Raw genomic sequence first — 15,053 nt, forward strand, 5'->3', positions numbered from 1 at the left:
ATGGAAAAAAGAGAATGGAAAACCATAAAGGAATATCAGGATATTCTTTTCGACTTCTATAACGGAATAGCTAAAATCACTATCAACCGTCCGCGATACAGAAACGCATTCACTCCTACCACTACTTCAGAAATCAGTGACGCACTGCTTATCTGCCGCGAATGTCAGGACATCAATGTAGTAGTACTGACAGGTGCCGGCGACAAGGCGTTCTGCTCTGGTGGCGACATGAACGTGAAAGGTCACGGAGGATATATCGGAACAGACGGTGTGCCACGCCTCAACGTGCTCGACGTACAGAAACAGATACGTTCTATCCCTAAACCTGTGATAGCAATGGTGAACGGATATGCCATAGGTGGCGGACACGTACTTCACGTGGTTTGCGACTTGTCAATAGCATCGGAAAATGCCATCTTCGGACAGACAGGTCCGCGTGTAGGTAGCTTCGATGCCGGTTTCGGTTCTTCATATCTGGCCCGCGTGGTTGGTCAGAAAAAGGCCCGCGAAATATGGTTCCTCTGCCGTCAGTACTCTGCACAGGAAGCTCTCGAAATGGGACTAGTGAATAAGGTTGTTCCTTTCGACCGCCTGGAAGACGAAGTTGTGGAATGGGCAGAAACAATGATGCAGCACAGTCCGCTTGCACTCCGTATGATTAAGGCAGGCCTGAATGCCGAACTCGACGGTCAGGCTGGTATTCAGGAACTGGCCGGCGATGCCACAATGCTGTACTACATGACAGAAGAAGCGCAGGAAGGCGGAAAGGCATTCCTTGAAAAGCGTAAACCGGACTGGAGCAAATTCCCGAAAATGCCGTAAGCTAATGGTAAATGCCCAAACAGACTTAGCGTGACACGTTCGTGTTACGGGCGGAACACATTTGTGTAACGCGCGGAACACGTACGTGCAACAGGCGGAACACGTACGTGTCACGCATTCTTTTTCAGCCCATCACCTAATTTATTTTCTATGATTAAATCTGAATTCTTCCCTTACGAACTTCACTTCAAGCAGCCTGCAGGCACATCACGCGGTGTTTATACAACCCGCAAGGTATGGTATGTCCGACTGACGGATACAGAAACCGGAAAATCCGGAACAGGCGAGTGTGCACCACTTCCCAACCTAAGTTGCGACGACATTCCCGAATACGAAGATGTGTTGCATTGCCATTGCCTGCAAGTAGAGAAGACCGGTTCAATTGATTATAAGAGCCTGCGTCCATACCCGTCGATGCTGTTCGGCCTGGAAACTGCCTTTTATCATCTCCATGCCGGCAGCCTTGCTTTCTGGGACACACCGTTCTCGCGTGGAGAAGAGGGAATTACCATCAACGGTCTGATTTGGATGGGCAGTTTCGATGAAATGTATGCCCGTATCCGCGAAAAGATGAGTGCCGGATTCCGCTGCATCAAACTGAAGATTGGCGCCATAGATTTCGAAAAGGAATTACAGCTGCTTGAGTTTATCCGCAGTCATTTCGACAAGAATGAGATAGAACTCCGCGTGGATGCCAACGGAGCATTCAAACCGTCTGACGCTATGTCCAGACTTGAAGCACTGAGCAAGTTCGACCTTCATTCCATAGAACAGCCAATACGTCAGGGACAATGGGAAGAGATGGCAAGACTCTGCGCCACCACTCCACTCCCTATAGCTCTCGACGAGGAGCTGATAGGTGTAAATAAAGAAAGCGAAAAGATTCGCCTTCTGGAAACTATCCGTCCGCAATACATTATCCTGAAACCATCTCTGCATGGAGGAATTGCCGGTTCTGAAGAATGGATACGTCTGGCAAAGGAAAGAAACATCGGCTACTGGATAACCTCCGCACTGGAATCAAACATCGGACTTAATGCCATAGCACAATGGACAGCCACTCAGGAACATACATTTCCACAAGGACTTGGCACAGGGCAGCTGTTTACTGACAATATTGAGTCTCCGCTGTGTATTAAGGGAGAAAGGTTGTGGTTTGATGCGGAGAAAGACATAAGGTTATAACAAATTACCACAAAAACACTACTTAAAATGCCACAAAAACACTACTTAAAACAGCGCAAAAACACCACTTGAAATACCACATAATAAATATACAGGTGATTATCCATAAAGGAATCATATAAAAAAACACAGGAACTCTAAACTTTTCATGTTCTTTTTAGATACCTTTATAGAATATTTTAATGTTACAAAGACATCTTACAAAAGCTATAAATCCAAACAATAGTCTTGTTATACAATTAATTACGTCTAATACTAACTCTTTGAATAACTAGGTAAAACAGTATGTGTTCCGTCGAAATTCGACGGATTGCTATAATATAAACCTATTTCGTCCATCTGTTCTAATCAATTCCTCTGCTTTCATAACTTTCAATAAATCACCCAAGCTGCGTAGTTTTTGCTCTTCAGTCTTATTGCCAGGCATTACATCTTTAATTTCAATTTAGGATAGTTAAGTAAGCAATCTTATCGAATGTATGGCGTTGATTTCTTGTATTTCTTTCTCTTTTCTTATAAACTTACTCTTTATCATTCGCGATAATATAATTATCTATTCACATACTTTGAGACAATTTCGCTCCATCTTGGAATCTGGAGTCTGATGCGGTAGTGTTTTTCGTAGTTGTCAAGGACTTTCTGAAGCCAGTTGGGAGCATCATCACGAGTGTCTTTGTTCTTATACATAGTTTCTTCCATTGCAGCCAGAAAATCTTCCATATTTTCGAAGATGGAGAAACTTGTAGCCTTACCATACCATTTCGCGGGACGCATTTTGTGTACGGTACCTTCTTTGATTTGTAGATTTATCGGCCATACAGTTTTGTTGTTACCAGATTTCATTGGTCTTGAGATTTCCCATACTTTCTTCTGCCAAACTTGTTTTATCGTAACAACACCGGCATCAGACATTTCATATCCGAAAATCAGATATGTTACATTGAGCATCCACGGCTTTTCTGATATCTCACGGGCATACATTCTGAAATCAGCAATATCGAAGCCGGGGCTGCCTCTATAGTTGAATGCTTTTATTTCCATTAGCTCTTCTTTCTTGTTCTCCGGATCAAGATAAAAGTCTGGAGGCATCTGAGTATTGTCGTTTAGAGAATAATCAATGTTATTTTTCTTGAGCCATCCCTCAATCCATTCTTGCATAATATTGCCAACGACATCACGCTGTTTTACAATGATGTTGATGTCGCCCAAAGTAAAAGTAATTCGGCCCTTTTGGGTTAGGATTTTGTCGTCACTAACGAGCTTATTATAAACTTGTTCTGCTGTAAGTTTCATATTGTCAGAGTTGTAATGTTATTGTATCGAGTAATCTTTCGGCTACGGCCTTGATAACAGGCACTACAACAGTATTGCCCAATAAGTCAAAACCATCTTTTTCGCTCACATTGAATTTTATTTCGTCTGGATATCCGCATAATCTCAGTCCTTCACGTAATGTGAGTTTTCGGAGACCGCCGTTATCTCCAACATACAATTTCTGCATATCCATAGCGACAAGAGTCGGTGAAATTTCATCTGGAGACATAACTTTGTTTATTTCAAAACTCAATTTGCCTGCAACTATGTTGTAGCCTTTCGGTTTTGTTGTGTCATATTCCCGATGTGTTGTTATCACTCCGTTATCGTTCTTGTCTCGGATCAATTTCTTTGGATGTTCAAATTTCAGATAGCCTTTGTTTGTCAGATCCTCCAACATGTCCTCAAGCTTAGGATCATCATAAAATGTACGAATCTGTTCGAGTGTTAAAGGCATACCGTCCATCCAGTCAATTCCTATGATTTCAGCCCATTTTTTCTTTCTGCGCTCAGTGAGAATCGTATCAAGGAGTTTCTTCTGTTTTGCTGAAACTGGACCTTTGATTTCCAAATCCCAACTATGTATGTTGGTGTCCCCACCTCTTTTATCCTTGATTGCCTTACCATAAAGTTGCTCTACAGAGAAGTGTTTGAGCAATGTCCTGATAAATGGGGTATCTTCAGTTGGCATTCCGGATTCTAGAATCTCTCCTAACTTTGCCTCTTTAATGGGGAAATTATCAAGATTAGGTTTGCTGTCAAGGCTGCCTACGATGTAAATTCTTTTCCTTTCTTGCGGTACACCAAAGTATTTTGAATTCAGAACACGGAAGTCAAATTTATACTTCAATGCATGGAGTCTGTCAATAATGACCTGGAGGGTCTTGCCACCATCGTGATTCACAAGTCCTTCAACATTTTCAAGTATGAATCCTTTTGGTTTTTTGTCACGTAGTATGCGTTCAACTTCAAAGAACATAGTTCCACGAGTGTCAGCAAATCCTTGGCGTTTACCCGCAGAACTGAATGCCTGGCAAGGGAAGCCGGCACAGAGTATATCGAAATCAGGAATGTTCTTCGTCTCTACTTTAGTAATATCTCCAGTGATAGTTTCAGTCGGATGATTTTCCTTCAAGACACTAACTGCGTAAGGCTTTATCTCTGATGTCATAACACAAACAGGATTTAGTCCTTTTTCCCTGGCGGCTTGTTCAAGGCCACAGCGAATACCACCAATCCCAGCAAAGAGATCAATGAAACGTAGCACATTTTCTTGTTCAACCTCAGCAACGGCAGGTTGTGCCATTGCGCTATCAACTGAACTTGCTATGTCTTTTCCCTTTAAAATGGCAGGAGAAAACGGAACATTGATTTTATTGTTAGATAATGCCTTCAGTATCAGTTTTTGTATGTCTAAGGGTTCAGAAAGGAGTTCATCTCCTAATGAATACACAACATAGCTGCCATCTGGATTTGGATAGCCAAGAGCTTCCATATCACTTTGTTCCTTAATGGATGAACCGATGCAAGGAAAAAGGTGATATCCGTCTTGTGGATTTTGTGTGTTGTATATAAGGACATAATCCGGCAACTGTTCCGAGATTACCCCTCCACTTCGTTGTGAGAACAAATCTTTGTTGAAACGAATATTATATAGCTTCTCGTATCTACGTGGTTGTTTCCCGAGAATCCATTCCAACTGTGACTTTTCGCCACGATATGCGCCGAAGAGAAATGTCCTGTCTTTATTATCTATATATCTAAACATATTATTAGAGTAATAAAATTCTACATATCAACATTTTGTGATTTATCTTGTATAGAACCCATATTGACTTCATTTATTAAATCTCTAGGGCTAATTGATAAAAAATGTGCAACTTGTAGTAATTGTTCCAATGATGGTTGAGTTTTATTCTGTACCCATCTACTAATTGTTATTTCAGATTTACCCATCTGTTCGGCTAACCAGCGATTGGTTTTATTTTGCTCTGCCAAAGCAACCCTTATACGGTTTATAGATTGACTTGCCATATTTAACTGAATTTGCGACAAAGGTACGCAAAATAATTGTATCTTTTATCGTATTATGATAAAGATTTAGCGCAACAAGATGTTATCAAATTACATAAATCACGTTAACATTTGTCAATCTCGTCTTTTTATTTTCAGACAGCGTCCATGGCTAAGAAAACCTATCCATCAGGAATGGATTTAAACTACAAAAAATGAAATAGATAAAGCCACATTAGCCACATTATAATGAACTTTCTTGCATATCACATCAATATTTCCTACTTTTGAGAAAACAAGTTTATAAATGAAAGATAAAATTGAATATATCGTTATATGCATTTCTGAGTTTGCCAAGCGACATAAACTGACTATGCAGCAATCTTTCAATTACTTAAAACGATGTAAAGGCATTGAATTTCTCAATAATGGATATGAGGTAGAACATCTGTTTTCAATAGAAGATGCCATAGACGACTTAACATTATACTGCCAAAAATACGGAGGTAATATAAATTCCCTCTATAATTCCACTCACAAAAATGCATTCAAACATCACCATAAACGGAAAGACTTATACCGCTGAAGAAGCATCACTACTTAAAGACCGATTCGCTTCAGAATACGGTAAAGACAGCTTCATGGCATCACTTGGAGGATTCCTTGCCGAATGGTACAACGAAAGCCCTCTGCTGAAAGTACACACTTCAGGCTCTACCGGCACTCCAAAAGAACTGTGGGTAGAGAAGGAAAGGATGATGAACAGCGCACGCCTCACCGTTTCATTCCTGGGACTAAAGGCCGGCGACAGCGCATTACTGTGTATGCCCCTCCCCTACATAGCCGGAAAAATGGTGGTAGTGCGCAGCATAATAGCAGGCCTCAACCTTATGGTGGTTACTCCATGCGGACGCCCGCTACAGAACGTAACAGAAATAGCGGACTTCGCAGCCATGATACCGATGCAGGTGTTCAACTCACTGCAACATCCTAAAGACAGAGAGAAACTGATGCAGATTCGTCATCTCATAATCGGAGGAGGAGCCATAGACAAGAATATGGCAGAGGAACTGAAATCTTTCCCCAACGCAGTATGGAGCACATACGGAATGACAGAAACACTCTCGCACATCGCACTCCGCCGACTGAACGGCAGCGATGCGTCGGAATTGTACACACCTTTTGACAATGTATCCCTTAGCCTATCGGATGAAGGAACACTTATCATCTCCGCTCCTTCCGTAAACCCCGAAACTTTAATCACAAACGATACAGTAGAATTCAACGGCAAAGGTCAGTTCCGAATACTCGGACGCAAGGATAATACCATCAACACCGGAGGGGTGAAAGTACAGATAGAACAGGTGGAAGAAAAGCTTAGTCACTACCTGCCGGAAGGTTCGTATATGATTACCTCCGTACCGGACGCAAAGTTTGGCGAAAAGATAGTAATGTTAATATCACGCGAAATGGATACGGACGGTGCGATAAACAACCTTCCGCATTACTGGCGTCCGAAACACACCATCCTTATCCCGGAACTTCCGCTTACAGGAACAGGAAAGCCGGACAGAGCTAAGGCTAAGGCTATTGCGGCGGGAATGATTTTCTTATAGACAAGACAATAATGTGTATTTTTTGTCTTATACACAAGACAAAAACATAACTTATATCACATTTTTTTCCCGAAACATCATTCTATATTCATAATTTACTACCTTTGTTAAAAACCGTTTTTGTTATAATTAATAATCATTACCATGGAAGAATTTGCATTTCTGCAACCCTTGCTGCTCACTATCGCAGGACTTGTAATAGGAGCGTTACTAAAATCTTTACTCAAACACAGCCGTTTCCCCTACACGGTAGGATTGTTCGCCATCGGACTGCTGGTGGGAATACTCAACCGTTCCGGGCTATTCCATTCACTTCCGCAACTTACGGAAGCCGTAGATAGTGTGGCCAATATAAATCCCGACCTTATACTGTATCTTTTCCTCCCTATACTTATATTCGATGCGGCATACGAGCTGAATATGCATATCTTCAAAAAAACACTGGCAAACGCCACTCTGCTGGCGGCACCGGGACTTGTCATCTGCATGATACTGACCGGAGTGCTGATGGTAGGTATAGGACTGACCATACCCGGATATGAAAACTGGACATGGGCATTCGCCCTGATGTTCGGAGCATTGATAAGTGCCACCGACCCTGTGGCTGTAGTCGCCCTGCTTCACGAGCTGAAGACCAGCAAACGGTTCTCTACATTGGTAGATGCCGAATCGCTGCTTAACGACGGTACGGGTATCGTCTGCTTCATGCTCTTCTTCGGGGTATATGCCGCTACAGGCGGATCGGACAGCTCTCCCGTTATGGAATTCATAAAGGTAATAAGCATCAGTACCATACTGGGATACTTCCTTGCACGACTTGTGATATGGTTCATCACACGTATCAACTCCGAAGAGATGATACAGAACAGCGTAATCATTGTATCAGCATACGTCACTTTCATCATATCCCAGTTCTACCTTGGTGTATCGGGAGTAATTGCCCTTGTAGCATTCGGTCTAACGGTGACATACGTGGGCAAGCCTCGCCTGAAACCGCAGGTAAACAAATTCATGGAACATTTCTGGGAACTTGCCACTTACATAGCAAACACGCTTATCTTCATCATCGTAGGTATAGTGATATCCGAGAAAGTGACCTTCTCATGGAGCGCGTTCGGAGTGCTCATACTGATATATATATTCCTTAACCTGTTCCGCTACGCCATGATTTCGATGCTCTATCCTGTGATGAAAAGAATGGGCTACGGACTTACAAAACGTGAATCTGTGATACTGACATGGGGAGGACTCCGCGGCGCGCTTGCAATGACCCTGGCATTGATGGTTTCATATACCGAAGCTATTCCTGAAGATATCAGAAACCAGATACTGTTCTTCACAGCAGGCATAGTAACCCTTACACTGTGTATAAATGCCACAACAATGCGCTGGCTGCTCAACAAGCTGGGACTGATAAGTGTACCTTCGGCAAGAGTAAAACTGGAATACAACATCCACAAGCATATCAGGGAAAACTCTGAGAAATATCTGGAAAGGCTGAAAGCCAGAGACCATCTGGCAGGAGCAAACTGGAGAAAGGTGGAACACTATATGGCATCTTCGCCTGTGGCACCAATAGTAGAGACAAAGGACAAGGATGTTATCTCCGAAATCCGCCTGAAAGTCCTCGACCGCGAGAAAGCCACCTGCAAAGCCATATACGAAGAAGGTATCATATCGGAAACAGCTTTCCGCCGGTTAATGAACTCGCTGGACGAGCTTTACGACCACGACGGCAAATATACCCTCGACTTCAGAAACTCAATCTTCAAGTTCTGCGAACGCAGCAGCACAATCAACGCATTGAGGAAGACTCCGGTCATACACGACTGGATAAGTTTCTATTTCCGCGAGCGCATCACTGTAGTCTATGATTTGGGACGAGGCTTCATCATTCTTCAGAAAGAGGACCTGAAGCTGATAGACGAGCTGAAAGCGTCAAATCTTCTGGATGACGAGCAGAAAGCTGTCCTGCCGGTACTGAAATCGGAAATTGAGCATAACATAGAGCGAATGGATGCCGTAATAAGTGCCATAGCCGACGAGTTCCCGAAAGCCTACGGACACGCGCTTACCCTTAAATCCATCCGTATGCTCCTCAGCAACGAGAAGCGAACCGTCCGCCAGATGATAAACAACGGAATCATAAGCGAGAAAGATGCCGAGCCTCTGTTAGAGAACATAGAGGAACGTGCGGACGAAGTAAACTCATTCAGTCACACCATTCCGGCGTCAATGCTCCGCTGGATGTTTTTCGTAAAGAAGAGAGAGGATTGGAAGAAATGACAAAACATATAATGCCAAACATCCGGGACATTGATTGATATTGATGTTCCGGATGTTTGGCATTATAATCTTTAGATGAAATTTAAAAACAGAGATGATTAAAACTTATTTTCCGTTCTTTCTTCAATCAGAAATAGATTTATACTATAAATTACGTAAATTTTCAATTATCCGGGAAATATCGCCGACGGCAGGCAGGTTGTTGTCAGTGAAGACGCTCCTCACAACCAGCCCGCTATCGGCAATATATACTCTTGGAATTCCGGACATGGCAAACAGCTCGTAAACCTGGCGTCCGTCTTGTGCAGAAAACGGTATGCTATAATTGTTTTTTTCCCAGTAACCGGAAACAGATTCGTAATCCTGTTCCCTGCTCACAGCCAATATGACTATATCTCCGGCATCCGAATACATCTCATAAAGTTTCTGTATCTCCGGCATTAACTGACGGCAATCAGGACAATCCGTGTTGAAGAACACTATTACGGAAATCTTTCCGGACAAGTCCGATGTGGAAATTTGCCGGCCGTCATTTACAGAGACTTCGAATTCCGGCAGGTAATCGCCCACAGAAATCCTGTCCTCTCCCAATACAAGTTTCTCGCGAATACAAGAACTGGCAAGAGACAATATCAAGAACAGAAAAGCCGTAAACCTAAGATACCGGGAAAAATACATCATAACAAACGGTCTATGAATTATCAATGAAACATCATTTCAGGCGTAATCTTCTTGAATGATTCTTCGTCAGACTTTCTGATATTGATGCTTCCGTCATTCCAGTGTGTAGGATAACCTCCGTAAGAGTTACCAAGGAACACCACCTTGAACTCGTGAAGTCCGGCAGAAAGGGCAACCGATTTGTCAGTAGGACAGAAATGCTTCACCAGTCCACCATTGTCAATAAGTTTCTTGCCGTCAATCCAGACTTCTTCCAGATCCGATGAGAAGAAATAAACACCGTCGGCAGGTATATCAACATATCCTGTTGCTATAGCAGAATATTGCTTGAAACCTCTCATTGTTTCCTCAGAAAACTTTCTGTAAGTAGTAAGTTCGCGTGTATCCTTAATGACTTTCTTATCCGCTACTTTCATACCAGATTTTTCCAGTTCCGCCATATTCAGATATGTTCCGTCAATAACTTCCATATTAAGTCCAGGAGTTTTCTTTTCTACAGTGGCAGCAGGAGAAAGTGTCTGTTTTTCTACTGTCACAGTGCGAACCCTGCTCATCTTGTTAGAAGGAAGAACAGAAGCAATCTTCACTGTAGCATTTTCAGTGAAATCAAGCGGTGCATTATAAACTGCAGAGTTGATTGTAGGTTCAGTACCATCAAGTGTATAAACCATTTTCACAGGTCTGTTGGTTGTAAATGCCAACGATACATTGTCTGTAAAAGCAACAAAATCACAAGATCCGTTCGGTTGTTCCGGCATAGGAATATAATAGTTTATTCCATGTCCGTCAAGACGCACGCAAGCATTGTCTATACGTCTGATAAAATCATTATAATCTTTCAGTTCTGTAGCTGTCCATCCTGTTTCTGCTATGGCTAAAGCACGCGGGAAAGTACGGTATTCCCTTATATCATTTGTATAAAGATATTCACTCCAAACATTGCCCTGAAGACCTTTGATAAAGTTTTCCTTACCCATGGCAACAAGTGTATCAGGCACAGGATTATAGCTATATGTCTTTTCCAGTGGAGAGAAACCGCCGATTGCAACAGGACCTATTTTACAGTCTCCCTGATAATAGTCAAGATACAGGCCATTTGAGCCAGGAGTCATAATTACATCATGATTTGTCAAAGCTGCAGCAATACCACCTTCTTCGCCACGCCATGACATGACAGTTGCAGTTGGTGACAGACCTCCTTCAAGGATTTCATCCCATCCGATAATCTTCTTTCCGTATTTGGCTGCAACTTTTTCCATACGCTGTACAAAATAGCTCTGCAGACGTTCTTCCGCTGTATGGTTCTTGTCGGCAAAGAGTTTTTCGTCACGAATTCTCTTCTGACACAAAGGACATGTTTTCCAGCTTGTCTTCGGACACTCGTCACCACCGATATGAAGATATTCGCCAGGGAACAGAGGAGCGACTTCAGCGATAACATCCTCCAGGAACTGGAAAGGCAGTTCCTTTCCGGCACACATCACCACATGTTCCACTCCCCAAACTGTACGTGGAGTGATAGGCTGGCCTTTGCACGACAGTTCAGGATAAGCGGCAATAGCAGCCAATTCATGTCCCGGCAATTCTATTTCAGGAACGACAGTAATAAATCTGTCCGAAGCATATTTCACTATTTCCTTTACTTCTTCCTGAGTATAGTAACCTCCGTATTCGGTTCCGTCAGCCTCTATTCGTTTTGATGCCACTTCTGCCAGTTTCGGATATTTCTTTATCTCGATTCTCCAACCCTGGTCTTCTGTGAGATGCCAATGCATACGGTTCATTTTGAAGAGTGCCATTACGTCCAACTGTTTCTTTATCTCATCAACAGTCATGAAATGACGGCATGGATCAATCATCAGACCTCTGTATTCGAATTTAGGTTCGTCAGTGATATTCACTGCCTGTGCCACCCAAGGAACGTTCTTCACTACTGCAGGACTTTCAATTTCTGCCGGAAGCAGCTGCATGAACGACTGCATACCGTAGAACAGTCCCTGAGCTGTCTTAGCCTTTACTACTACCGATTCCGGAGTAACATTAAGTGTATAACCCTCATTGTCCATAGTGGCAGAAGGATCCAACTCCAGACGGATACATCCGTTTTCCTTAACCTGAATGTCAAAACCTGTAGCACGGTTGATTTTTGAGATGAAATATTCGGCAACAGTCTTTTCTTCCTGACCTGCGGCATGAACAGACATACCGTCTTTCAGTTTGAAACTGCCATTACCTACTTCCAGAGAAAGAGGCTTTGGTATAATATTTATACCTTCGTTATAAGATTTGATTTCTGTAGCAGAATTTCCGCACGACGCCATAACACCCGCAGTAAATACAGCACAAATTACTTTCAGATAATTTTTTCTCATAAAGTATCCACTTTTTTTAAGGTTAAAACAATTATTAAAATTCTCTGCTGCAAAGTTATACTATTATTTTGTTCTTTCAGCATGCCTCCATCTTAACACTTCTTAAAAATCATAATCATACACATTTTTCCCACTCCAGAAGTTTCTTTTTCTTTTCAATTCCCCAATAATAACCACCAATACCACCATCCGTACGCAACACTCTATGACAAGGAACAAGTATAGCAACCGGATTTCTTCCTATGGCTGTTCCTACCGCACGCAACGCTCGCGGATTATTTATAGCCATTGCTATCTCACTGTAAGTAGAGGTTTTTCCAAACGGGATTTCAAGTAAGACTCTCCATACATCTATCTGAAAGTCCGTGCCATACAGATGTAAAACAATTTCATCAGAAATCGGGCTTTCATCTTTACTGAAAAAGCATAAAGCCAAGTCATGATATTCCTTATGACACTCCCTTTGAAAAGATTTTGCAAATCTCTTGCAAAGCAGTTGCAAAGCTTCATCACGCTCATCGGAAAATTCAATGCAGCATATTCCGCGCGAAGTTGATGCCACGAGAATTTCTCCTACCGGTGTGCTGTAAAATCCGTAATCAATTTTCAGGTTCCGGTATTCACTTTCAGTCATTCTTTCTATTCTGAACTTCATTTCTTAACCTTGATTTATATTACATCACAAAATAAATGAAATCCGCCGCATAAAACAAACAGACTTTCAAATCTTTATTATCTTCGCAGGCAAAACAAAAACAGGAATCATGGGACCACAGGAATGGTATAACAACAATCTATCAGAAACAAAACAGAATCTGAACAAGGTAAACAAAACCATATTATATATAAGCATCATAAGAATACTGCTCTTCGTGGGCTGTATATCGACAGTCATCGCATTATGGAGCTACAGCGCGCAGACAATCATTATTGGAGCCTGCTGCACACTCATCCCTTTTCTTATAATGATTAAGGTACACAACCGTTTCTTCTTGCGCAGACAATGGCTGGAAGTTAAGGCTGATATCCTTAGCAAGGAACTAAAGGGGCTGAACAACGACTTTTCGGAGTTCGACGAAGGCAAGGAATTTGCAGATGCAGAACATCTTTATTCATTCGACCTCGATATCTTCGGTCGCAAATCACTATTCCAGGCTATCAACCGTACATGTACACACATAGGAAAAACGACTTTGGCGGGATGGATGGAAAACCATTTGCGCAAAAAAGAAGACATAGAAGAAAGACAGGAGTGTATTAAGGATTTGGCAGAAAGAAACGACTTCAGACTGAAATTTGCCATCACCGGACTTATAAACAGAAGTGAAAACAGCGATGACAGCGACATCCGCAAATGGGCAGAAACAGAAAGTTCTCTCACCCGATCCATCTGGGCGAAAGCCTTGATATGGCTGGTTCCTTCTGTAAATATAATACTGCTCGCGTGCGGACTGGCAGACATAATTTCCATGTCATGGTTCGGACTTGCTTTCTCGGTTTTCGTAATATTGAGCTTCAGTGTTATAAAGCGTGCCACAGCACTTCAGGAAGAGTATGGCAAAAAGCTTAAGACTCTAAGCACATACGCCCGCCTGATAACACTGGCACAAAACGAGGAATGGAATGCAAAAGGAATAAAGGATATCATAAAGAGACTTGAGATAGACGGCAAATCGCCTGCCGAAGCTCTTAACGCACTGACAAAAGAACTGGACAGGCTCGACTTGCGCAATAATCAGATTCTGTATGTAATACTTGAAGGAAGTATGTTCTTCCAGTTGCGCCAGATGATACGTATCGAGGCATGGAAAGACCGGTACGGAAAATACCTGTCCGGATGGCTGGAGACTGTTGGCGAACTGGACGCTCTCTGTTCGCTCGGAACATTTGCCTATAATCATCCCGGATACCAGTATGCCGAAATCACAGATACTCCGTTCTGCTACGAAGCAGAAGAGTTGGGACATCCGCTTATGCCTGAAGAACAATGTGTAAAGAATGATGCACTCATTCCGTCAAGACCGTATTTCCTTATCATCACAGGCGCCAACATGGCGGGAAAAAGCACATACCTGAGAACAATAGGCGTTAACTATCTGCTGGCATGTATCGGTGCACCATCGTGCTGCAAAAGAATGAAAATCCATCCTGCACAGCTGATAACAAGTCTGCGTACATCGGACTCACTGAGCGATAACGAATCGTATTTCTTTGCCGAACTAAAACGTCTGAAAAGAATTATAGATATGCTTAACAATGGAGAGGAGCTGTTTATCATCCTCGATGAAATTCTTAAAGGAACAAACTCTACAGATAAGCAGAAAGGTTCGTTCAGTCTTATACGCCAGTTTATGACTCTAAAGGCAAACGGTATAATTGCCACTCATGATTTGCTGTTAGGAGAATTAGTCAAGTATTTCCCAAATCAGATAAGGAACTACTGTTTCGAAGCTGAGATAAAAAACAATGAGCTATACTTCAGTTACAAGATACGTGAAGGTATAGCCCAAAATATGAATGCATGCTTCCTGATGAAGAAGATGGGGATTGTGATAGAGGATAATTAACTATTCTGTAGATTCCAAAACGAAGTGCAACGTTTTGGTCTTTAAAAGTAGTAGATTCAAGGAGTAAAGTGTTAACTTTGCCTCGTGAATCAAAGAGGAGGCGAGCTCTGCTGAGGAGCAACTCGACCAAGCAATAGATTCATGTACCACACTGAAATAGTGTAAAGGAGCGAGGCTGTCTGATTTCAGCCCCGCTT

The 15,053-nt window shown here is 42.4% G+C and carries 12 protein-coding genes; 6 read left to right on the forward strand and 6 right to left on the reverse strand.

Features of this window, described 5'->3' with window-relative positions:
• Nucleotides 1-822 carry a 1,4-dihydroxy-2-naphthoyl-CoA synthase gene (menB, locus tag H6A27_RS08460; protein ID WP_204508369.1) on the forward strand — a complete coding sequence of 274 codons (822 nt, stop codon included), beginning with the start codon at nucleotides 1-3 and terminating at the stop codon, nucleotides 820-822.
• Between the two features lie 150 nt (nucleotides 823-972).
• Complete coding sequence (locus H6A27_RS08465) at nucleotides 973-2,007, forward strand: o-succinylbenzoate synthase (protein ID WP_204508371.1); 1,035 nt, start codon at nucleotides 973-975, stop codon at nucleotides 2,005-2,007.
• 549 nt (nucleotides 2,008-2,556) lie between these two features.
• Here the strand turns inward: H6A27_RS08465 and H6A27_RS08470 are convergent.
• The 3 genes from H6A27_RS08470 to H6A27_RS08480 are packed head-to-tail and all read right to left on the reverse strand — an operon-like array spanning nucleotide 2,557 to nucleotide 5,355.
• Nucleotides 2,557-3,300, reverse strand: a complete 744-nt coding sequence (locus H6A27_RS08470) for an NgoBV family restriction endonuclease (RefSeq protein ID WP_204508379.1) — start codon at nucleotides 3,298-3,300, stop codon at nucleotides 2,557-2,559.
• A 4-nt stretch (nucleotides 3,301-3,304) separates the two neighbouring features.
• The gene (gene dcm / locus H6A27_RS08475; protein WP_239469632.1) at nucleotides 3,305-5,089 is read right to left on the reverse strand and encodes a DNA (cytosine-5-)-methyltransferase; all 1,785 of its coding nucleotides are present in this window, start codon (nucleotides 5,087-5,089) and stop codon (nucleotides 3,305-3,307) included.
• A 20-nt stretch (nucleotides 5,090-5,109) separates the two neighbouring features.
• Nucleotides 5,110-5,355, reverse strand: a complete 246-nt coding sequence (locus tag H6A27_RS08480) for a helix-turn-helix transcriptional regulator (RefSeq protein WP_204508380.1) — start codon at nucleotides 5,353-5,355, stop codon at nucleotides 5,110-5,112.
• A 286-nt stretch (nucleotides 5,356-5,641) separates the two neighbouring features.
• On the opposite strand from H6A27_RS08480, the gene H6A27_RS08485 reads away from it, so the two are divergent.
• From H6A27_RS08485 to H6A27_RS08495, 3 genes are all read left to right on the forward strand, one after another.
• On the forward strand, nucleotides 5,642-5,920 hold the full coding sequence (locus H6A27_RS08485; protein ID WP_204508382.1) for a DUF3791 domain-containing protein: 279 nt from the start codon (nucleotides 5,642-5,644) through the stop codon (nucleotides 5,918-5,920).
• On the forward strand, nucleotides 5,877-6,950 hold the full coding sequence (locus tag H6A27_RS08490) for an AMP-binding protein (protein ID WP_204508384.1): 1,074 nt from the start codon (nucleotides 5,877-5,879) through the stop codon (nucleotides 6,948-6,950). The genes H6A27_RS08485 and H6A27_RS08490 overlap by 44 nt, the downstream gene beginning before the upstream one ends.
• Nucleotides 6,951-7,094: 144 nt before the next feature.
• Entirely contained in the window at nucleotides 7,095-9,236 is a 2,142-nt protein-coding gene (locus tag H6A27_RS08495; RefSeq protein WP_204508386.1) for a cation:proton antiporter, read from the forward strand.
• A gap of 144 nt (nucleotides 9,237-9,380) precedes the next feature.
• Here H6A27_RS08495 and H6A27_RS08500 read toward each other — a convergent pair whose 3' ends face one another.
• The 3 genes from H6A27_RS08500 to H6A27_RS08510 all read right to left on the reverse strand — a co-directional run bounded on the left by H6A27_RS08500 (nucleotide 9,381) and on the right by H6A27_RS08510 (nucleotide 12,944).
• Entirely contained in the window at nucleotides 9,381-9,917 is a 537-nt protein-coding gene (locus H6A27_RS08500) for a TlpA family protein disulfide reductase (protein ID WP_204508388.1), read from the reverse strand.
• Between the two features lie 20 nt (nucleotides 9,918-9,937).
• Entirely contained in the window at nucleotides 9,938-12,289 is a 2,352-nt protein-coding gene (locus H6A27_RS08505; RefSeq protein ID WP_204508389.1) for a family 20 glycosylhydrolase, read from the reverse strand.
• Between the two features lie 115 nt (nucleotides 12,290-12,404).
• Nucleotides 12,405-12,944: a methylated-DNA--[protein]-cysteine S-methyltransferase gene (locus H6A27_RS08510; RefSeq protein ID WP_204508390.1), complete on the reverse strand. Its 540-nt coding sequence runs from the start codon at nucleotides 12,942-12,944 to the stop codon at nucleotides 12,405-12,407.
• A gap of 109 nt (nucleotides 12,945-13,053) precedes the next feature.
• Between H6A27_RS08510 and H6A27_RS08515 the strand changes: the two genes are divergently transcribed.
• Nucleotides 13,054-14,856, forward strand: a complete 1,803-nt coding sequence (locus tag H6A27_RS08515; protein WP_204508392.1) for a MutS family DNA mismatch repair protein — start codon at nucleotides 13,054-13,056, stop codon at nucleotides 14,854-14,856.
• The last annotated feature ends 197 nt before the right edge of the window (nucleotides 14,857-15,053 follow it).

The sequence above is a fragment of the Bacteroides caecigallinarum genome, from assembly GCF_016902295.1.
Classification (GTDB): Bacteria; Bacteroidota; Bacteroidia; order Bacteroidales; family Bacteroidaceae; genus Phocaeicola; species Phocaeicola caecigallinarum_A.

Bases quoted from the DNA above. Each gene is read 5' to 3' on its own strand.
- dcm (WP_239469632.1), bottom strand. From the start codon at position 5,089: ATGTTTAGATATATAGATAATAAAGACAGGACATTTCTCTTCGGCGCA.
- H6A27_RS08480 (WP_204508380.1), bottom strand. From the start codon at position 5,355: ATGGCAAGTCAATCTATAAACCGTATAAGGGTTGCTTTGGCAGAGCAA.
- H6A27_RS08515 (WP_204508392.1), top strand. From the start codon at position 13,054: ATGGGACCACAGGAATGGTATAACAACAATCTATCAGAAACAAAACAG.
- H6A27_RS08485 (WP_204508382.1), top strand. From the start codon at position 5,642: ATGAAAGATAAAATTGAATATATCGTTATATGCATTTCTGAGTTTGCC.
- H6A27_RS08495 (WP_204508386.1), top strand. From the start codon at position 7,095: ATGGAAGAATTTGCATTTCTGCAACCCTTGCTGCTCACTATCGCAGGA.
- menB (WP_204508369.1), top strand. From the start codon at position 1: ATGGAAAAAAGAGAATGGAAAACCATAAAGGAATATCAGGATATTCTT.
- H6A27_RS08510 (WP_204508390.1), bottom strand. From the start codon at position 12,944: ATGAAGTTCAGAATAGAAAGAATGACTGAAAGTGAATACCGGAACCTG.
- H6A27_RS08490 (WP_204508384.1), top strand. From the start codon at position 5,877: ATGCATTCAAACATCACCATAAACGGAAAGACTTATACCGCTGAAGAA.
- H6A27_RS08505 (WP_204508389.1), bottom strand. From the start codon at position 12,289: ATGAGAAAAAATTATCTGAAAGTAATTTGTGCTGTATTTACTGCGGGT.
- H6A27_RS08470 (WP_204508379.1), bottom strand. From the start codon at position 3,300: ATGAAACTTACAGCAGAACAAGTTTATAATAAGCTCGTTAGTGACGAC.
- H6A27_RS08465 (WP_204508371.1), top strand. From the start codon at position 973: ATGATTAAATCTGAATTCTTCCCTTACGAACTTCACTTCAAGCAGCCT.
- H6A27_RS08500 (WP_204508388.1), bottom strand. From the start codon at position 9,917: ATGATGTATTTTTCCCGGTATCTTAGGTTTACGGCTTTTCTGTTCTTG.